At 66.5% G+C, this 18,339-nt stretch carries 18 protein-coding genes and 2 pseudogenes; 12 read left to right on the forward strand and 8 right to left on the reverse strand.

Annotation, left to right across the window (positions count from 1 at the left end; translation table 11 throughout):
* Positions 1–482: AMP-binding protein (locus NA4_RS21510; RefSeq protein ID WP_157129199.1), on the reverse strand; the 482-nt coding region annotated here is incomplete at its 3' end.
* 446 nt (positions 483–928) lie between these two features.
* Here NA4_RS21510 and NA4_RS21515 point away from each other — a divergent pair.
* The 4 genes from NA4_RS21515 (at position 929) to NA4_RS21530 (ending at position 6,343) form a co-directional block, all read left to right on the forward strand.
* A complete protein-coding gene (locus tag NA4_RS21515; RefSeq protein WP_067472818.1) occupies positions 929–2,566 on the forward strand; it encodes an FAD-binding oxidoreductase in 1,638 nt (545 codons plus the stop codon).
* 367 nt (positions 2,567–2,933) lie between these two features.
* Positions 2,934–3,464 (forward strand): hypothetical protein, encoded by a 531-nt coding sequence (locus tag NA4_RS21520; RefSeq protein ID WP_067472821.1) that lies wholly within the window; start codon positions 2,934–2,936, stop codon positions 3,462–3,464.
* A gap of 58 nt (positions 3,465–3,522) precedes the next feature.
* Positions 3,523–5,172: an enoyl-CoA hydratase-related protein gene (locus tag NA4_RS21525; RefSeq protein WP_169811086.1), complete on the forward strand. Its 1,650-nt coding sequence runs from the start codon at positions 3,523–3,525 to the stop codon at positions 5,170–5,172.
* A 67-nt stretch (positions 5,173–5,239) separates the two neighbouring features.
* On the forward strand, positions 5,240–6,343 hold the full coding sequence (locus NA4_RS21530; protein WP_067472824.1) for a CapA family protein: 1,104 nt from the start codon (positions 5,240–5,242) through the stop codon (positions 6,341–6,343).
* On the opposite strand, the pseudogene NA4_RS21535 reads toward NA4_RS21530, so the two are convergent.
* The 3 genes and pseudogenes from NA4_RS21535 to NA4_RS40585 all read right to left on the reverse strand — a co-directional run.
* Positions 6,324–6,980 (reverse strand): annotated as a pseudogene (locus NA4_RS21535) (dienelactone hydrolase family protein); the annotation flags it as partial. The gene NA4_RS21530 and the pseudogene NA4_RS21535 overlap by 20 nt on opposite strands.
* 79 nt (positions 6,981–7,059) lie before the next feature.
* A complete protein-coding gene (locus NA4_RS21540) occupies positions 7,060–7,761 on the reverse strand; it encodes a hypothetical protein (RefSeq protein ID WP_157129200.1) in 702 nt (233 codons plus the stop codon).
* A 1,269-nt stretch (positions 7,762–9,030) separates the two neighbouring features.
* A complete protein-coding gene (locus NA4_RS40585; RefSeq protein ID WP_157129201.1) occupies positions 9,031–9,198 on the reverse strand; it encodes a hypothetical protein in 168 nt (55 codons plus the stop codon).
* A 309-nt stretch (positions 9,199–9,507) separates the two neighbouring features.
* On the opposite strand from NA4_RS40585, the gene NA4_RS21555 reads away from it, so the two are divergent.
* Positions 9,508–9,708, forward strand: coding sequence for a hypothetical protein (locus NA4_RS21555; RefSeq protein WP_067472840.1), 201 nt, complete (start codon positions 9,508–9,510; stop codon positions 9,706–9,708).
* A gap of 60 nt (positions 9,709–9,768) precedes the next feature.
* Here NA4_RS21555 and NA4_RS21560 read toward each other — a convergent pair whose 3' ends face one another.
* The gene (locus NA4_RS21560; RefSeq protein ID WP_067472927.1) at positions 9,769–10,047 is read right to left on the reverse strand and encodes a hypothetical protein; all 279 of its coding nucleotides are present in this window, start codon (positions 10,045–10,047) and stop codon (positions 9,769–9,771) included.
* Positions 10,048–10,226: 179 nt separating this feature from the next.
* Between NA4_RS21560 and NA4_RS21565 the strand changes: the two genes are divergently transcribed.
* The 3 genes from NA4_RS21565 (at position 10,227) to NA4_RS21570 (ending at position 11,342) form a co-directional block, all read left to right on the forward strand.
* Positions 10,227–10,496 (forward strand): ANTAR domain-containing protein, encoded by a 270-nt coding sequence (locus NA4_RS21565; RefSeq protein WP_067472843.1) that lies wholly within the window; start codon positions 10,227–10,229, stop codon positions 10,494–10,496.
* Between the two features lie 328 nt (positions 10,497–10,824).
* On the forward strand, positions 10,825–11,016 hold the full coding sequence (locus NA4_RS39290) for a hypothetical protein (RefSeq protein WP_084497310.1): 192 nt from the start codon (positions 10,825–10,827) through the stop codon (positions 11,014–11,016).
* Positions 11,017–11,027: 11 nt separating this feature from the next.
* Positions 11,028–11,342 (forward strand): nuclear transport factor 2 family protein, encoded by a 315-nt coding sequence (locus NA4_RS21570; RefSeq protein WP_281180050.1) that lies wholly within the window; start codon positions 11,028–11,030, stop codon positions 11,340–11,342.
* Between the two features lie 45 nt (positions 11,343–11,387).
* Here the strand turns inward: NA4_RS21570 and NA4_RS21575 are convergent, their stop codons facing one another.
* Positions 11,388–12,716: a glycosyltransferase 87 family protein gene (locus NA4_RS21575; protein ID WP_084497312.1), complete on the reverse strand. Its 1,329-nt coding sequence runs from the start codon at positions 12,714–12,716 to the stop codon at positions 11,388–11,390.
* A 168-nt stretch (positions 12,717–12,884) separates the two neighbouring features.
* Here NA4_RS21575 and NA4_RS21580 point away from each other — a divergent pair, with 168 nt between their 5' ends.
* On the forward strand, positions 12,885–13,514 hold the full coding sequence (locus NA4_RS21580; protein WP_067472846.1) for a UdgX family uracil-DNA binding protein: 630 nt from the start codon (positions 12,885–12,887) through the stop codon (positions 13,512–13,514).
* Between the two features lie 14 nt (positions 13,515–13,528).
* Here the strand turns inward: NA4_RS21580 and NA4_RS21585 are convergent, their stop codons facing one another.
* Complete coding sequence (locus NA4_RS21585) at positions 13,529–14,902, reverse strand: FAD-dependent oxidoreductase (protein ID WP_067472849.1); 1,374 nt, start codon at positions 14,900–14,902, stop codon at positions 13,529–13,531.
* Positions 14,903–15,053: 151 nt separating this feature from the next.
* On the opposite strand from NA4_RS21585, the gene NA4_RS21590 reads away from it, so the two are divergent.
* Together NA4_RS21590 and NA4_RS21595 are read left to right on the forward strand one after the other, a co-directional pair.
* Positions 15,054–16,619: an amino acid permease gene (locus tag NA4_RS21590; protein WP_067472852.1), complete on the forward strand. Its 1,566-nt coding sequence runs from the start codon at positions 15,054–15,056 to the stop codon at positions 16,617–16,619.
* A 78-nt stretch (positions 16,620–16,697) separates the two neighbouring features.
* The gene (locus NA4_RS21595) at positions 16,698–17,411 is read left to right on the forward strand and encodes a hypothetical protein (protein WP_067472855.1); all 714 of its coding nucleotides are present in this window, start codon (positions 16,698–16,700) and stop codon (positions 17,409–17,411) included.
* A gap of 19 nt (positions 17,412–17,430) precedes the next feature.
* On the opposite strand, the pseudogene NA4_RS21600 reads toward NA4_RS21595, so the two are convergent.
* A pseudogene (locus NA4_RS21600) lies at positions 17,431–17,613 on the reverse strand (carboxymuconolactone decarboxylase family protein); the annotation flags it as partial.
* Between the two features lie 4 nt (positions 17,614–17,617).
* On the opposite strand from NA4_RS21600, the gene NA4_RS21605 reads away from it, so the two are divergent.
* Positions 17,618–18,319, forward strand: a complete 702-nt coding sequence (locus NA4_RS21605) for an RNA-guided endonuclease InsQ/TnpB family protein (protein WP_169811088.1) — start codon at positions 17,618–17,620, stop codon at positions 18,317–18,319.
* Positions 18,320–18,339 lie beyond the last annotated feature (20 nt).

Raw genomic sequence — 18,339 nt, forward strand, 5'->3', positions numbered from 1 at the left:
GCCGCCTGCGCGGCAACCCTCTCCCGATGCACCGAGGCGTCGAGCTCGATCCACTCGATACCTGGGCTAGGCAGCCCTGCCCGATGGGCCGAGACGGTCACACCGAGCACGGCACCGGAGTCGGAGAGCATGTGCGCAATGCGATCCGCCGGGTACGCGGGATCGACGGGCACGTAGGCGGCCCCTGTCTTCGCGACCGCCCACATCGCCAGCACCGACTCGACCGAACGGGTGATCGCCACCGCGACGAAGTCCCCTGGTCCCACCCCGTACCCGATCAGGTAACGGGCCAGCCGCGACGACGCCTCATCCAGCTCCCGATAGGTCAGCTCACGCTGGTCAGCCGGCTCGCCGGTGGGATTGTACCGGAGCGCGGTGGAGTCGAACGCAGTATCGACCGCGGCGGTGAGCAACTGCGGGAACAGGAGATTGCGTGCTCGTGAATGATGGGCGCGACGTGCGGAACGACGTGACGGGGTCATACGGTGGCGAGTTCACTCTCTGGTCGATCAGTGTCCGCTCTGGCGATGGAGCCAGAAGCAGTGCCTCAAATGCGTGAACCATGACCCGAGCGTGCAGAACGGACCTTAGCGAACGCCGATCGAATCGGCGCGCCGAGGTTGGTAAAACTCATAGGGGTACCCCGATCGGCGTTGTGCGATGACATCGTGTGATGCGAAGAACATCTGGATAAGAGGGTTTTCAACTGGGAATCAAGTGTGACTGATATCACTCGGCCTCAACCAAGCTATTACTGCTCGCGGGTGCCCGCGCCACCGTCGAGCCACGGTCCGGCAGCGCCGAATCATCCACTGCGACAGCGGCAAGAGCGAGTCGGCCGGCCCCTCGGCGTCGCAGGCCCACCTAGATCCGTGAGTAGGAAGTTGCCCCGGAACCACGAGCCGGAACGTAATTTACGTTCGGGTCGATGTCAGCGCAGCGGGTCGAAGGAGTGGCCGTGACGAGGTCGTGGTGGGGATGGGGAAACGTCGAGGACGCGGTCACCGGCGTCGAGCGAGCGGCGCTGACGAAACGCGTCGCGGCCCTGCTACCCGAGGCCGACCTCGCGGTACACGAGGCGCCCGATCCGGCGTCGTTGGACGTGCCCGCCCCTCGCGTCCAGCCGCCGGGTTCGCTGGCGCACCTGGCGTCGGAAGAACTCCGTGATCGCGTCTCCCATGCACACGGGCAGGCGTTCCGCGACGTAGTCCGCAATCTGCTCGGCCGGGTCGATCATGTCCCCGATCAAGTGGTGCGGCCGAGGACCGAACAGGATGTGGTCGACATCCTGGACTGGTGCGCGAGCGCGGGCGTCGCGGCGGTGCCGTTCGGCGGTGGAACGTCGGTGGTGGGTGGTGTCGAACCGCGGTGCACCAGCGACTACGCCGGCACCATCGCACTGGATCTCGCCCGCTTGGAGCGGGTCCTCGAACTCGACCTCACCAGCCGCGCGGCCCGGATCCAAGCGGGCATACTCGGCCCAGCGCTGGCAGCAGCCCTGCGCCCCCATGGCTTGACACTGCGGCACTTTCCGCAGTCGTTCGAGTTCTCCACGCTCGGCGGCTGGCTGGCCACCCGGGCGGGCGGTCACTATGCGACTGTCTATACCCACATCGACGACATGGTCGAGTCGATGCGAGTGGTGACGCCGATCGGGATCAGCGAATCGCTGCGGGTGCCCGCATCGGGCGCAGGCCCCTCGCCGGACCGCATGTTTCTCGGGTCCGAGGGCGTCCTCGGAGTGATCACCGAAGCCTGGATGCGACTACAGGATCGTCCGCGCTGGCGTGCCGGAGCTTCGGTGGTGTTCGACGATTACGGAAACGCCGTCGCCGCGACGAGGACGATCGCCCAGGCCGGGCTGTATCCGGCGAACTGCCGCCTGCTCAATCCGGTAGAGGCGTTCATCAATGCCGGAACCAGCGCCGCAGGGGGTGTTCTGGTTCTCGGATTCGAGTCGGCCGACCATCCGGTGGATGAACCGATGCGGCGTGCGGTGCAGATCTGCCGCGACCACGGCGGCAAGACACCTGACGGCGTCCGCACCACCGATTCGGCGGATGACACAGCGCGCCCGGGCGCAGTGGACTCCTGGCGCTCGTCGTTCCTGCGGATGCCGTATCAGCGCGATGCGCTCGCCGCCCAGTCGATGATCGTCGAGACATTCGAAACCGCTTGCACCTGGGATCGTTTCGACGCTCTGCGGGAGACGGTGCTCGCCGCGGCGACCGCCGCGTTCCGCTCCATCGGCGTGACCGGCGTGGTCACCTGCCGGTTCACGCACGTCTACCCGGACGGGCCCGCGCCCTACTTCGGCGTCTACGCCGGCGGCCGTTGGGGCCGGACCGTCGAGCAGTGGGACGAGATCAAGAACGCGGTATCGGAGGCACTCGAGACCTCCGGCGCCACCATTACGCACCACCACGCCGTCGGCCGCGACCACCGCCCTTGGTACGACCGCCAGCGACCCGACCCATTCGCCGCCGCTCTGCGCGCTGCCAAATCGGCGCTCGACCCGGCGGGCATTCTCAACCCCGGTGTCCTGATCGACCCGGCGGCGCGATGAACCGGCCCCAGCACCGCGCCGATAATGGCGAGCGTTCCGCGCACGTGCAGCGTGAACCACAGCGCGTGAAAGCGCACGGCATCACGTTCAGCAACATTCGGGCTAGAGAGTCGGGCCACCGTCACGCCGGATTGACACCTTCTGGACGAGCGGAACAGGCGCTGTGTAGGCGGCGCCGACTCAGCTGAAAAGCCGTCGACACGTAGGGAATGCACCCGATCGCCCGGTGGACCAGCGCGGCGCGGAATGCCGGGAACCAAGCGCCGTTCCGCGCGGCCGGACCATCCGCAACGCGCGGCCACGACATCTGGCGAACTTTCAGCGTTTCATTGTATGTCTCACGCGGGTAACAGCGTATCGTCGCGCTATGCCGACAACGACGTCGATCGACACCGGAGCCGAACATCTCGCTTGCTGGGTCACCGTCGTGGGGCAACGTCTACACCAGTTGCCGACAGCAAACCCGGATGTCCAGCTCGCCCACGCGATGAGCGGATTCCTCGCGATCGGGCGAGCGAGCATGGCCCTGCTGACCACCTCCCTGAATCCGACCGATATCCGAGACCACGATCTCGTCTTCGAAATCACGGCCGACGCGGAGCGCTGGCTCACCGACGCGGCCACGGAACCGGTCGTGAACCAGATCACCGACCGCGGGGAGCACATTCAGCGCTACCTCAGCCCCGCCGCGCTCGACACTGTGGCCAAGGCGCGCTTGCGGCACTGCGCACAGGCGACCGCGATTCACACCCGTGATTTGCTGACCGGCATCGACAACGACCCCACCGCGCCCGCCGATATCCGTGACCTCGCCCGCGATCTCGCGGCTCGCGCGAACGTCATCGCCACGGTCTATGCCGACGACCCGCAGCAGCTGCTCTCGATGTCCCGTCGTTGATCCACCCTGCCCGAGCCAGGTTTGGCTGGATACCGGGCGAATCCGCGGGGAGCCGAACATGACACAGCGTGTGCTGATTCTCGCCAGCGCGAACAACGGTCTGACCCAACGAGCCACGCTCGCGGTGCGCCGATCCGGGCGCACCGCACAGATCGCGATAGTGCACTGCGAATCGGATATTCGCCGTGCGGTCGAAGCGAACCGCTTCGATATCGCGGTCTGCCCGTACCTGACCACGAAGATCCCTGCTGACATCTATCTACGGCGGACTTGCGTCATCCTGCATCCCGGCCCGGTAGGCGATCGTGGCCCGCATGCACTGGACTGGGCGATCAGCGAACGTGAGCCGCTATGGGGCGTGACGGCGCTGACGGCAGTCGAAGAGATGGACGCGGGACCCGTATGGTCCACCCGGACCTTCGCGTTGCCGTGGCGTCGCAAATCCGCCGTCTACAACACCGTCGTCGCCGATGCCGCGATCGAATGCCTGCTCGAGGCACTCGACAAGGCCGGTCGAGGCCTCTCCCCCACTCCGCAGACCGAGACGCCACAGCAGGTCGCGCATGCTCGGCCCAGGCCCGCCATGCGCCGCGGCGACCGGCGGATTCGCTGGAGCGACGACGCCACGACGATCCTGAGTCTCATCCATGCCAGCGACGGATCACCAGGCGCGTCGGCGACCATCGCCGACCTGCCGATGCTCGTCTACGACGCCGACCATGGGCGGAACGATCCGCCTGCTGCGCCCGGCACCGTGCTCGGGCGGCGGGAGGATGCCATCGAGATCGCGTGCGGCGATGGCAGTATCTGGATCGGCCGTCTCCGGTTCTCCGGAGGTACCGATCCTTCGTGCAAGGGTCCGGCTCCTCAGGTGCTGGCCAGGGCCGGCTTTCCGGTTCCGGCGTTGCCAATCGTCGACGAGACTCGGAAATCGCGGGAAATCCGGTATCAGCGCAAGGGCGACATCGGGTTTCTCACCATCGACTTCTACAACGGCGCGATGGGATCTGGGCAATGCCGAAGGTTGCTCGCAGCGTTTGCCTACGCGGCGGCGCAGAACACGAAGGTGCTCGTCCTCGAGAACGATGGTGCGTACTTCAGCAACGGCATAGACCTCAGTGCGGTGGATCTGTCCGAGGACCCCGAGGGAGAGGCCTGGCGGAACCTGTTGGCGATCAATAACGTGTGCCGGGCGATTCTGACCTGTTCCACGCAGGTCACGATCGCCGCCGTGACCGGAAACGCCGGCGCGGGTGGCGTCATGCTCGCGTTGGCCGCAGACCTCGTTGTCGCCGCCGATCGTGTGGTGTTCAACCCGCACTACCGGACTATCGGCCTGTCGGGGTCGGAGTTCCACACCTACAGCCTGCCGCGGCGGGTGGGCGGCGATACCGCACAGCGGCTGCTGCGCGAGTGCCAAGCCTTGGACGCGGCGGGCGCCGCCGATCTCGGGCTGATCGATGCGGTGGCGCCGAGCGTGCGGTTCGACAGCTGGCTTGCGGAACTGGCCGGCGAGTGTGCCCATCCGGCTCGGTGGGGGGCGATGATGGCTGCGAAGCAGTCGCGGACGTTCGATCTGAATGAGATCGAGGGCGCTGAGCTGCGGCGAATGGCCCGGGACGTCTTTCGTGACGAGAACGAATTCCGCCGCAAGCGACAAGCATTCGTACTCGGGGATCTCGGGCACACGACCGTGGCCGGACTATGATCGCATCTCGCAAAGGCGAATCGGACTGCGGCGAGCGCGTGGCCGGTAGAAGATCGACAATGGTGGTATGACGACGGTGCTGTTGGGTGGCGACGTCATGCTGGGCCGGGGTGTGGACCAGATTCTGCCGCATCCTGGCGAAGCGACGCTGCGCGAACGGTGGGTCGCCGATGCGCGAACCTATGTCGAGCTGGCCGAACGCGCGAATGGCGCGTTCGATTATCCGGTCGATTTCCGCCGACCCTGGGGTGATGTCCTATCGCTGCTGACACAGGTCGCGCCGGAGGTGCGGCTGATCAACCTGGAGACCTCGATCACCGCGGACGGCGCGTTCGCACCGGGCAAAGGCGTCCACTACCGGATGCACCCCGACAATGTGCCGGTGTTGACCGCGATCGCGCCGGTCGTTTGCGCTCTGGCCAACAATCACGTCCTGGATTTCGGTATCCCCGGACTCGCCGACACCCTCGAAGCGCTCGATACCGCGGGTATCCGCCGTGCCGGGGCGGGTGCGGATCTGAACGAGGCGCATGCCCCGGCGATAGTGGAACTCGACAACGACCATCGGGTAGTGATCGTCTCGGTCGCCAGTGGATCGAGCGGGGTTCCGGAATCCTGGGCGGCGCGCGACGACCGCCCTGGACTGTGGCGAGTCGGCGAATCACCGAGCGCTCGGGCCGCCGATGACGTAGCCGCAAAGGTACTGGCGCACAAGCGTGACCACGACATCACGATCGTCTCCGTCCATTGGGGTCCGAATTGGGGGTACGGAGTGGCGCTGAGTGAAAAACACTTCGCCCATCGGTTGATCGACGCCGGGGTCGACGTGGTACACGGACATTCCGCACACCATCCCCGGCCGATCGAGATCTATCGGGGCAAACCGATTCTGTACGGGTGCGGCGACGTCATCGACGACTACGAGGGCATCCGCGGTCACGAGCGGTACCGCACCGAACTGCATTTGCTGTATCTCGTGTCCAGCGATGCCGGCGTGGTGGAAGTACGCATGATTCCGTTGCGCGAACGGCATATGCGTCTGGAGTGGGCCGCCAGCGCCGAATCTCGCTGGCTGTGCGAGATGATGGAGCACATCAGCCACGGTTTCGGAACCCGCGTGGCGTCGCGACCCGATGACTTCCCTGTCGTGTTCAACGCCGCACGACGGTGAGATGGCGGTGGAACCAGTCGCGGGCGAGATCCGCGACCTGTTCCAGCGCACCGGGTTCCTCGAACAGATGTGTCGCGCCGGGCACCACATCGACCTCGCTAGGGCACGGCATCCGCAGGCGGGCGGCCCGGTTGGCTTCCAGCACCCAGTGATCGTCACCGCCGACGATGAGCAGGGTGGGCGCGCGGACCAGCGCCAGCCGCGGACCGGCCAGGTCGGGCCGACCGCCACGGGAGACGATGGCGGCGATCTCGGTGCCCGGTTCGGTGGCCGCCCACAGCGCCGCACCGGCGCCGGTGCTCGCGCCGAAGTAGCCGGTGGGCAGTCCGGTCAGTTCCGGGCGCGTCCGCAGCCATCGGGTCACCTCGACGAGGCGATGGGCGAGCAACTCGATGTCGAAAACACGCGAGCGGTCACCCTCCTCGCCAGGGGTCAGCAGGTCGACCAGCATTGTCGCCAACCCCGCCTGGTTCAGGACCTCGGCGACGAACCGATTCCTCGGACTGTGCCTGCCGCTACCGCTGCCGTGCGCGAAGGCAACCAGGCCGGTGCAGTCCTGCGGGACGGCCAGTACCCCCGCCAGCCGGGTGGATTCCGGCGGCACGATGACCTCTTCTGTCCGCGTCACGGGATCGGGTGCCGAACTCATCGAACACCTCCTGGTATCCGGCGTACCCGATCAGGCCCATGGTGCGCAAGAGGGTCGCCGACACCGGTCACTTGTCGGAGTCGTCCTCCGAAGCCTGTTTCGATGTGATCACCCGAATACGCATCGGCAGGCGGAACAGACCCGTCGAACCGCTGCGGATCCACTGCGTGACCGCTGCGACGGCCGAGACCAGCGCGGCAAAGCCGGCCAGCAGCGCCCACTGGGTGAGCGTCGCGGAGGCGTAGGTGGCCTGCCCCATACCGGGCACCGCGAGTTTGCCATTGCCGAAGGCCCAGTTCATGAACGATCCGATCTGACCGCCCAGATCGGTGGTGCGTGTGACCATCGCCCTCAACTGAGGGGCGTTGCTGTTGACGTGGAGCACGGTGATCATCACGAACAACGCGGTAGCAAGCGTGGACAACGTCGTCAGGCGGGCGAGCGCCTCGATGCGAAGCCGGAGATTCATCACCACCGCGAGGACGGTGACGGCGATGGCCGCGCTGGCCAGGATGGCCCAGATGCCCGTGATCTGTGCTGCGCGGGGTCTAGTTGATGACCAGATGTTCAGATACACCGTGTTGATCTGCATCCGGCCGAAGGCATTGACGCTGACACTGCCGTCGGGACCCCGGACGGTCATCCACGCCTGGAACAGCAGTATGAACGTCACCAGGTTGCCAACCGCCGCCACGACATAACCCCAGTACCCACGCAACGCGACCTGATACGCCTTCGGGCCGGTGCCGCTCGCGGCTGGTTCGGGCATGCCGTTCCTGTCGTGGGTTTCGTTCGCCCGCCAGGGTGTTGGCTGCACCATAACCTCAGTTTATGGGTCCGGGCGATGTCCGACTTCGCCGGCAACTCACCTCCAGTGGGAAGCCTCCACCGCGGGCAGGCCACGCCGGAGCCCCAGGCCCGTTCAGGACGTCTCACATGCCAGGGCTCGGCGACGGGCGGAATCGGCCGGTTCAGCGCGCCGCGAGAGCCTCCACGGCCGGTCCCCAGGGCGGCGAACATATGCCGAATCGGGTGGGTCTCGGCTGCGCAACGATCTTGACGCGTGACTCCGTCCATGAATTGTGGACGGTTTTGTCCGGACGCCGCTGGACCGGCGGTATGTTTTCTGGTCGATAACTAGATCTGCGCCCTGGAAAATTCACCCGGGGTGATCGTCCCGTTACGCGGCATCGCGGAACTTGACTTTTCCTTGCCTAGCGTTCGCCGTCCATACGGTGAACTATGAAATTCGTGAGTCATAGGTAAGAGTTCACCCAAGTAGAAGGATCACAATGTCCACCAGAATCACGAAAATCTGCGCCGTGACCGCAATGGTCCTCTCATTAGGCGTTATGGCAGGTCCCGCCGCTTCCGCCGCCACGCCATCCGAGATGACGACGCCGGCTTTTTGGGGATCGGCTGTTATCTGCATTCCTACGGGTAGTGCCGTGTGGTGCATCTGACGCCGCCGTCCGAGCAGACCACAGCGAGCTGAATGCGGCTCTGCACGCACTGATTTCGAAGTCCTTGTCAGGTGAGTAAGGAGGGACACCCCAGCAGTTGTCGCCGTCCATCGATCAGCCGAGGCGGCGACGCTGCCGATCGAAACCGAAACGAACACCCCACGCGCTACTCGAACGTATTCGCACGGGCGGAAACTTTTCCGGCGTGCTCCAGCCGAATTCGGCTATGAGCCGCCGTTCCAAGAATCACCAGGCGACGATCTGGATGTCATGGCGCGACCAGCCGTTGCTGGCGCAGTACCCAGATCGCCGATCTCATTTTCCTCGCGCCCACCGGGCGCTGGACCGAGATCGCCGGGCCGCATGAGTTCGCACTTGCCGCGGCCGTGGCGAAAGTGGCCGCGCGACAGGGTAAACCGGCTCATGTAGCAGAAGTCGTCGACATCGACGACCCGAATCATGAGCCGCGGCGCCCGTGCTGAGTCCGTTGCGCCAGTCCTTTCCTGCGGCGACGGCGCGTCGGGAAACGGTGCGTCCACGACGGCTCCGATCGGGCTGTATGCGCGCTTCCCGGCTCACGCCACCTGAAGTGCGGGTATGGCGGGCGGCGATATGTCGAGCTCGCCACACTGTTCGCCGAAGCGTCCGACCGCGATGCTCGCCGCGCTCTGCTGCGTGCGCACCGCGACCAGTTGGTGGTCCACATCGCCCAGGCCACAGCGGCACCCGAGACCATCTCGCATGCTCTGGACTGTGACGCCGAGGGCTTCCGCGGATGCCCGCACTTCCGGGCGAAGGTCGCCGACGCGCTGGCGGCCGGAGCAGGCGGTACACCGCAGCATCCCGCAGTCACGAACCGATCAAGGCGCCGAGTGTAAATCGTTACCGCGCACCGATTTCCGCTCTGACGGTTGAGTTTGCGGCAATCCGGTCGCCGCGAGGTGATTCGGCGGAAAGAGGGGGGTTCTGCGCACGTTCTCGCCGATTAGGATCGAACTCTGCGCAGAGCGACACAGCCGACAGTGAGACTTCGAATCGATAGAGGTGCCCCCATGAGCAAGACAATTCGAATCCCCGCGGCAGAGCTCGCCGACCACATCGGCGAATCCGTCGTCGGGTATGGCACCCTCACTCAAGCGGGAGTGGTCCAGCCCCGCGGCGATCTCGTGGTCGCGGTTTTCGGCATGGAGACCGATCGGCGCGAAAAATCGTTCACACCAGGACAATTGGTGGAGCTGGAAGTCACCGAATAAACCGCGAACCCGTTCGGCATGGTGGAGCCGCACTCGACTCCACCATGCCGAGCCGGCGGCTCACCCGATCAGCGCGTTCATGATCGTCCCCGCGCTGGTGGCGATGACACCGCCGAGCATGCCGCCTGCGAGCATTTTCGCCGATGCGAGTGGACCGCCCTGCCATTTCTCCCAGGCGAATTTCCCTCCCGCGTACATGATTCCGGTGACGCCGGAGAGAATCACGAACCAGGTGAAGTACCGGAGCAACTGGAGGATCTTGTCCGAATTGGGTGGAGCTTCCGGGACGGGATCCTCCACCTGAGCCATCAGGAACGCTTCGACTGCCGTATGGATCATCATTGATCTGTCTCCGTCGCGTTGCCGCTGGACAAGTTATACGCAATCGCTATGACGATCGAAGTATCGCGATCCGCGGAGTATCCGTCAACCCTCCGAGCGGACGAGGAGGACCCGCTGCCGGTCGGAAGTTAGCTCGGAATCGGTGTCAGATCGCAGCCCACGGGTAGTGCCCGAATGTGAGCGACGACGGTGATGGCGCGACGGCCGCTGACCTGGATCCGACGGCCGCGCGGGCGGTGATCGAGCAAGCCAAGGGCGCGGTCATGCTGGCCTACGGAGTCGACGCCGAGGAAGCGTTCACCCTGCTGCGGGTTCGTTCCCAGGAAACCAACACCAAGCTGCGGATTCTCGCCGCCAGAGTGGCCGCCGAACTGCCGTCCGTCTGCCCGCCCGCGGTGACCACCGAGCTGCGCAGCCGCCTCGACCAACTCCTGTGGACGACATGAGCAAGCGAGCCGCACCCGCGGGTCGGGCAAGCCGCGCGCACCTTTCCCACGGCGGTCGGCCCCATCCGCGATGGCGACGCCCGCCTGCTGGGCCGGGCGCCATGCAGACTTCCGGACAAATGGTTGTCCGGTACTGCCCGTGCGGGCCGGCACGGGATCGTTACTGCTTCTAGGCGATGCCCGCCTGTCCGAGACGGTCGAGCCGTTCGCCATTGGGAGCCGGATGCTCGCAAAACCGTACGTCCGTACTGCGAGCTCGCGGCCGGAACCGGGAGAACAGACTCGGCATCACGGTTTCGTAACGGCTTCGCGTGGGTACCACATAGCTATGACGGATCACCGACCAACCCGGATAGCCGGTGTGGAACGGGGAACCGGCGCACTCGCTTTTGCCACGTGCCTTGCCTTTTCGCTCGGCATCGCTGCGCTCACGCAGTCCGCCTTCTCCACCCTGGTGGCAGGCGCGAGCATCGTGGCCGGGGTCACACTGGTGCTGAACATTCTGCCGCACCGGACATAACCAGGCGGCCCTTGGCCCGCCCGTCGAAACCTGGTGGCATCCAGCCACATCGACGCGACTCGGAGGCAGGCATGCCGAATTTCCCGGCCTTCCAACACCTGATCAGCAACTCGTCCATCACCGTCGACGGTGACACCGCCACCGGGCGGACGATGTGCCACAACCCGATGCTGGTGTCCGGCGGCGATGGCCCGCCGACCATGATGCTGTGCGGTCTGTGGTATCTCGACACGTTCGTCCGCGTCGATGGACAGTGGCGTATCAGGGAGCGGGTCGAGGAGAAGAGCTTCCTCTTCGTCGCGCCCTCCGCGCCCGGCGTGGGCTGATCCGTCCGGTGCGGTCTGGTCCTTGGGCGGCCGCGAGGAGCTGTGTTACGAGCGCCCAACCACCTCGGCGGAGGTGAGAGCCGACGCCGCGACCCCGGAGGACTCAGCCGCCTGCGGGCCCGGCAGCTCCGCGCGCGGCATGGCGGCGCCTCGCGTGCTGCCGACCAAGAACAGCGCGACCAGCACCACGCTCAACCAGACGTAGGTGTTGCCGATGAAGTGCTGCCATGGCGTCCACGTGGTTTCGCGGTGCTCGCCGTCGGGCAGCCAGTTCTGCGGACCGATCACGAAGACCGCCGTAGTGACCACGAATGTCACCCACCAGCCGATCGCCCGCCTGCCGGGAAGGCGAGTCGCGTATCCGGCCAGGGCGAACAACGCGGGCGCGATCCACACCCAGTGGTGCGACCAGGAGATCGGCGAGACGAGCAGGGTGAAGACGGCGTTGATCGCCAGGGCGAGCGCAGGGAGGTCGGCGGCTCGGCGCATCGCAACCACGACCAGCGCGAGCAGCGCGGCGCCCAGCACCAGCCAGATCACAGTGAACGCGGGCTCGGGCACCTCGAATCGGGCGAAGACCGCTTGAATCGACTGATTGGTATGGAACGCGGACCCGCTCAGCCCGGACACGTTACCGAGCCCACCGAACCAGTACTTGACCGATTCTTTCGGCAGGATCGCGAAGCCGACTGCCGTCGCGGCCGCACCGGTGACGGCGGCGGTCGCCGCCGCACGGTAGTCCCGGCGCACCAGGAAATAGAGCACGAACGCCGCAGGCGTCAGCTTGATCGCGGCGGCGATGCCGATCAGCATGCCCCGGCGCCAGCGCGGCTTGTGCGTCAGGCAATCCGCGGCGACCAGTGCCATCAGCAGCAGGTTGACCTGACCGAAGTCCAGCGTCGAATGGATCGGCTCGAGCAGCAATGCCAGCGGCGTCGCACAGGCCGTCGCCCAGACCGCCGATCTGCGCTGCGACTCCTGCGGCCATACCCGCCGAGCCACCAGGTAGAGCGTGATGGCGAGCGCGGCCACCGAGGAGACGAAGAAGCTCAGCGCTGCCACATCCCAGGGCAGCATCGCGAACGGGCCCAGCGCCAGCGCGGCGAAGGGTGGATAGATGAACGGAAGGCCCGCGCCGATGGTGGTCTGCGGCAGTTGGCCGTACATGTCGGCGCCGTGTCGCATGGCGTCCACGCCGAGCCGATATACCTGCAGGTCGATGAATCCGCCGGTGATCTCATCGAACGGCCAGACCGGCTTCAGGAGACAGAACGCGGAGAACGCGACCGCGAGGACCGGCGCCAGCCGAAGCACACGCCCGAGTCGACGGTTATGGGACATCGGCGTTTCGGCGGTGGCGCTGACACTACTCATCCGCGGCGACTATACCGACCTCGCTGCGCGCATTCAGCATGTGGGACGGTCCGGTCGCGCTCGTCGCGTGAAGGCCACGGAAGCGGGTATGCCACCTACAGCGCGTGGCAGCGGAGGAGGTCGGCACATGACGGTCGCGATCCCGGTCGACGCGGGAGGCGATGGGCGATGAAGGCGCCCGGCGCCGCGGAGTTCGTCCCCGAGGGCGCGGACTTGGCGCGGCTGCGTCAGGCCGCCTGCCATTGCCGAGGGTGCGATCTGTACCGGCACGCCACCCAGACGGTGTTCGGGGCGGGTCCCGCGAACGCGGACGTCGTGGTGATCGGCGAGCAGCCCGGCGATCAGGAGGACGTGGTCGGCCAGCCGTTCGTGGGTCCGGCCGGACGGTTGCTCGATCGCGCGCTGGCGGAAGCCGACATCGACCGCGACGCGGTCTACGTGACCAACGCGGTCAAGCACTTCAAATTCGTCGAGCGCGGCAAACGACGGATCCACAAGACGCCGGGGCGGACCGAGGTGGTCGCCTGCTCGGCGTGGCTCGATGCCGAACTCGACCTCTTGCGCCCCCGCTTGGTGGTGTGCCTCGGCGCGATCGCCGCACAGGCGGTGCTCGGCCCTTCGTTCAAGGTCAGCGCACAACGCGGCGAGGTGATCGAGGCCGACAGCTATCGAGTCGTCGCCACCGTGCACCCTTCGGCGGTGCTGCGTGCGCCCGACCACGCGGAGGCCTACGCGGCGTTCGTCGCCGATCTGCGCGTCGTCCGGGCCCAGCTCGGAAAGTCGGCGGCAGCGCGCTGACGGCCAACGCGGCGTTACCCACGCTCGCGGACGGCGCTCACCGCTTTGCGGGCGGCCACCAGAACCGGATCCCACACCGGGGAAAACGGCGGCGCGTAGCCGAGATCCAATACCGTCATCTGCTCGACGGTCATTCGTGCGGTCAGCGCGACCGCGGCGATGTCGACGCGTTTGCCTGCGCCTTCTCGTCCCACGATCTGCACGCCGAGCAACCGGCCCGTATGCCGCTCGGCGAGCATCTTCACGGTCATCGGCTCCGCGCCCGGGTAATAGCCGGAGCGGCTGGTGGATTCGATGGTGACCGTCACGTACTGCAGGCCTGCCGCGTGCGCGTCCTTCTCGCGCAGGCCCGTTCGCGCCACCTCCAGGTCGCACACCTTGCTCACCGACGTGCCGACGACTCCGGGGAAGGTGGCGTATCCCCCGCCGATGCCTGCTCCGATGATCTGGCCCTGCTTGTTGGCGTGCGTGCCGAGCGGAATGTGGCGTTCGCGGCCGGAGACCAGATCCAGCACCTCCACGCAATCGCCGCCCGCCCAGATGTTCTCGTGCCCGCGCACCCGCATGGCGAGATCGGTGAGCAGCCCGCCGTGCTCCCCCAGCGGCAACCCGGCGGCGCCGGCCAGTTCCGTCTCGGGATGTACCCCGATGCCGAGCACCACGACATCCGCCGGATACTCCGCGGTGTCGGTCACCACCGTGGTGACCCGGCCGTCGTCTCCGGTCCGGATCTCGGAGACCTCCGCATTGCCGACGACCTTGATGCCCATTCCGCACATCGCGTCGCGGACCAGGGCGCCCATGTCCGGATCGAGCGTGGACATCGGCTCGGCGGCGCGGTTGACCATCGTGACGTCGTAGCCGCGCCGGATCAGGGCTTCGGCCATTTCGACGCCGATGTAGCCCGCTCCGACGACCACGGCACGGTTGCCGCGCGCCCGCTCCAGCGTCTCCAGCAGTGCCTGGCCGTCATCGAGCGTTTGCACGCCGTGTACGCCGCCCGCATCGATGCCCGGCAGCGGTGGCCGGACCGGCCGGGCGCCGGTGGCGATCACCAGGTGGTCGTAGGTCATCCAGGCCTCGTCCCCGGTATCGCGGTCGCGGAAACGCACCCGGCGTTCGGCGACGTCGATCTCGATCACCTCGGTGTGCATCCGCAAGTCGATATCCCTGGCTCGATGTTCCTCGGGCGTGCGCGCGATCAGAGCGTCGCGCTCGAGGACGTGGCCGCCGACCCAGTACGGAATGCCGCAGGCCGAGAACGAGGCGAAACCGCCGCGCTCGAAGACCACGATCTCCAGTGCGCTCGCGTCCTTCATCCGGCGTGCCTGCGAGGCCGCCGACATCCCTGTCGCGTCACCACCGATGACGACCAGTCGCTCGCCCATGGTCTTCACGCTACGGTCGGCGTAGACGCGGCGGGCGCCGGGGCCGGGGATTTGCGATTTTCCTGGTTGCCATGCGGTGGCCGCGCGACTAATTCACACTGATCTTCTGGCAAACGCGGTATGAGGGCAGCGTTTTCACCCGGGAGCACACATGACCGAGACCCGATCATCCTCCGACGACGACGAACGTCGCCTCGCCGAACTCGGCTACAAGCAGGAACTGGCCAGAACCTGGTCGGGATTCTCGAATTTCGCCATCAGCTTCACCATCGTCTCCATCCTTACCGGCGGATTGGCCAGTTATGGGATCGGATTGGCCAATGGCGGGCCGATCACCATGGCGTGGGGATGGCCCCTGGTCTCGATCATGGTGCTGTTCGTCGGGCTCGCCATGGCGGAGCTGGCGTCCGCCTATCCGACCTCGGGTGGGTTGTACTGGTGGGCAGCGGAGCTGGGCGGCCCGGTGTGGGGGTGGTTCACCGGCTGGTTCAACCTGATCGGTCAGATCGCGGTCACCGCGGCGATCGACTACGGCGCGGCCATCTTCACCACCGTCGTGCTGAACGTCATCGGCGTCGACATCGGCACCGACCGCACGGCCATCTTCGGAGTGTTCGCCGCGATCCTGGTCTTGCACGCCGTGCTGAACGCGATCGGCCCGCACCTGTCGGCGGTGATCAACAACGTGTCGGCGTGGTGGCACGTCGGCGGCGTGGTGGTCTTCGTCGTCGTGCTCGGGTTCGGCGCGAAGCACCACCAGAGCGTGGGATTCGTCTTCACCGAGACAGTCGACAACAGCGCGATCGGTTTCGGCGGGGTCGCGTTCAGTTTCCTGCTCGGCCTGCTGCACGCGCAGTACACGTTCACCGGTTACGACGCCTCCGCCCACATGTCGGAGGAAACCCACGACGCGTCCCGCATGGCGGCGAAGGGCATCATCAACACGATCATCGTGTCGGCGATCGCAGGATATCTGCTCATCCTGGCGGTGACGTTCGCGATCCCGAATCTCGACAACGCGCTGGATCCGGAGCAGAACAGCGGCTATCCGGTGATCTACATCCTGGAGAACTCGCTGAACGGGTTCTGGTCGGGCCTGCTGCTGGTGATCGCGGCGGTCGCGCAATTGTTCTGCGGATACGCCTCGGTGACCTCGGCCTCGCGCATGCTGTTCGCGTTCGCGCGAGACGGCGCCGTGCCAGGAGCGAAGCTCTGGTCGAGGCTTTCGGCGCGGAAAGTGCCGGTGCACGCGGTGCTGTTCATCTCGTTCTTTGCCTTCGTGCTGCTGATTCCGTCGATGTTGGTGCCCGCGCCGAACGCGCCGACCGCATACGCGGCCGCCACCTCGGTCGCGACCATCGGCCTGTACATCGCCTACGGCATCCCGATCCTGCTGCGGCAACGCCACGGCACCCGATTCCGCACCGGTCCATGGCAACTCGGCGCGTGGTATCGCCCGGTCGGGGTGGTCGCGCTGCTCTGGATCGCGGGGATCAGCTGCTTGTTCATCCTTCCCACCGACGCTCGCGGCTACCCGTGGCACCCCGAATTCACCTGGACCACGGTGAATTATGCGCCGCTGACCTTGGTCGGCGTGGTGGGTGCGATCGGGATCTGGTGGCTGGTGTCGGCGCGGACCTGGTTCACCGGGCCGAAGCGGACGGTGGACGAGCCGCCCGCCGAAGAGCCGGAGACGGAGGCGCCCGCCGTCGTCTGAAGTGATCCGCTACGGCGAGGTGGGTTCCCCACTCTGGCATGTCGAGTTTGTCGGCGTGGGTCGCTAGGGTTTGTCGGCATGGAAAGGACCGACCTGGCACGTGTTTCGCCCGCCGGGAGAATTGTGTTCCCTGGAAATCCCTGGCCCGAGGGGCACGCGATCGAGGAGTTCGCGTGGACCGGCCGCATGGACCAGGCGGGTGGCCTGTGGTTCGATCTGCATCTGCGGTCGGCGGAATACGACGCCGAACACCGGCCCGAGGACGACCGCGACGACAGTGCCATCGAGGACTGGCTGTCGCCGATCGTGTGGCAGAACTATCACCGCTGCACGTTGTCGTCCACCTACTGGGGCGAGGACGAAGGCACCGGCCTGCGCGCCGCCACCCCTGGCCGGCCCTTTCTCCTGAAATCCGAACAGCCGCAATTCCGCACCGTCGACCCGCTGCCCTTGGCCGACGCGGACGACGTCGAATGCCTGGCGTTCAACATCTATCTGCTGGGGCACGACTCGGTCGCCGGCCAGGAGGTGTCGTTCACCCGGCGCGCGGACGGCAAGCATGACATCGACTGGCAGGGGCGCATCGCGCTGACCTACGCGGGCCAAGTCGAGTTCCGGTACCGATTCCAGGCCCGGATACCGAGCGCCACCCTGGAATACATTCGCTTCCCCCCGGAGATCTCGGCGGAGCAAGCCTACCGGCAGCTCAGCGAGGTACTCGACGCTCCCGAGCAATTCGAACTCGGCCTCGTCGACGGGCAGCCCGCCTGGGTGTCGCGGCTCCGGGCGTGATGCTCCGCGGCGTCCGGTGCTACTGGCCGGCGGTGTGGCCCGACAGTATGCAGACCGAGTCCAAGCCGAGGACGTGGTTGAGCCTGCCGAAGGCGAGCCACGAGCCGATGCTCATGCTCAGTTCGACCACTTCCACTTGGCTGTAGTGGGCGAACATGCGGGCGAAGAACTCCTCGTCGAGGTTGTGGTGATCGATGGCGTAGCTGGTGTCTGTGGCCGTGGAGGCCGCCGACCTGCACGCCGGTCACCGGCATCCGTTCCGGCCGGATGGCGATGTCGGCGGTTGGGTGGGTGCCGATCGGGGGCTGTCGGCGTTCCTGGTCGCGGCCACTGGTGACGGGGTCGAGGTGGATCGGGTGGTCGATCATCCGAAACCTCTCGCCGCCGCCTTGCAGCGGCAACGGCGCCTGGCGAAAGCGGTGACGCGCAAACAGCGAGGGTCGAAGTCCCGCGGCCGCGCGGTGACGCGGCTGGCGCGGCACCATCGCCGGGTCGGTGCCGTTCGGGCGCATTTTCTGCATCAGGTGTCCAACCGGCTGGTCAAGACCCACGACCGGCTGGTGCTGGAGGACCTGAACATCACCGGCCTGATGGCCAACCGGCATCTGTCGCGCGCTATCGCCGATGCGGGCTGGGGCGAGCTGGCGCGTCAACTGCGCTACAAGCAGGCTTGGCGCGGCGGGCAGGTCCACGTGGTGGATCGCTGGTTCCCGTCGAGCCGAAGGTGTTCACGCTGCGGCACCGACAACCTGGCGCTGCGGTTGGCCGATCGTGTCTTCGCCTGCGGGTGTGGGCTGGTGGTCGACCGCGATGTGAATGCCGCGGTGAATCTCGCCGTCCGGGCCGAGCTGGATCATGCCCGGGTCCGGGAGCCCGAAACACGAGCCCCGGTCATCAATGCCTGCTGACGGGACGGCGCTGGCACACC

This window comes from Nocardia amamiensis NBRC 102102, assembly GCF_001612745.1.
Taxonomy (GTDB): domain Bacteria; phylum Actinomycetota; class Actinomycetes; order Mycobacteriales; family Mycobacteriaceae; genus Nocardia; species Nocardia amamiensis.

Bases quoted from the DNA above. Each gene is read 5' to 3' on its own strand.
- NA4_RS21515 (WP_067472818.1), top strand. From the start codon at position 929: ATGTCAGCGCAGCGGGTCGAAGGAGTGGCCGTGACGAGGTCGTGGTGG.
- NA4_RS21520 (WP_067472821.1), top strand. From the start codon at position 2,934: ATGCCGACAACGACGTCGATCGACACCGGAGCCGAACATCTCGCTTGC.
- NA4_RS21525 (WP_169811086.1), top strand. From the start codon at position 3,523: ATGACACAGCGTGTGCTGATTCTCGCCAGCGCGAACAACGGTCTGACC.
- NA4_RS21530 (WP_067472824.1), top strand. From the start codon at position 5,240: ATGACGACGGTGCTGTTGGGTGGCGACGTCATGCTGGGCCGGGGTGTG.
- NA4_RS21540 (WP_157129200.1), bottom strand. From the start codon at position 7,761: ATGCCCGAACCAGCCGCGAGCGGCACCGGCCCGAAGGCGTATCAGGTC.
- NA4_RS40585 (WP_157129201.1), bottom strand. From the start codon at position 9,198: ATGCGAGATGGTCTCGGGTGCCGCTGTGGCCTGGGCGATGTGGACCAC.
- NA4_RS21555 (WP_067472840.1), top strand. From the start codon at position 9,508: ATGAGCAAGACAATTCGAATCCCCGCGGCAGAGCTCGCCGACCACATC.
- NA4_RS21560 (WP_067472927.1), bottom strand. From the start codon at position 10,047: ATGATCCATACGGCAGTCGAAGCGTTCCTGATGGCTCAGGTGGAGGAT.
- NA4_RS39290 (WP_084497310.1), top strand. From the start codon at position 10,825: ATGACGGATCACCGACCAACCCGGATAGCCGGTGTGGAACGGGGAACC.
- NA4_RS21575 (WP_084497312.1), bottom strand. From the start codon at position 12,716: ATGAGTAGTGTCAGCGCCACCGCCGAAACGCCGATGTCCCATAACCGT.
- NA4_RS21580 (WP_067472846.1), top strand. From the start codon at position 12,885: ATGAAGGCGCCCGGCGCCGCGGAGTTCGTCCCCGAGGGCGCGGACTTG.
- NA4_RS21585 (WP_067472849.1), bottom strand. From the start codon at position 14,902: ATGGGCGAGCGACTGGTCGTCATCGGTGGTGACGCGACAGGGATGTCG.
- NA4_RS21590 (WP_067472852.1), top strand. From the start codon at position 15,054: ATGACCGAGACCCGATCATCCTCCGACGACGACGAACGTCGCCTCGCC.
- NA4_RS21595 (WP_067472855.1), top strand. From the start codon at position 16,698: ATGGAAAGGACCGACCTGGCACGTGTTTCGCCCGCCGGGAGAATTGTG.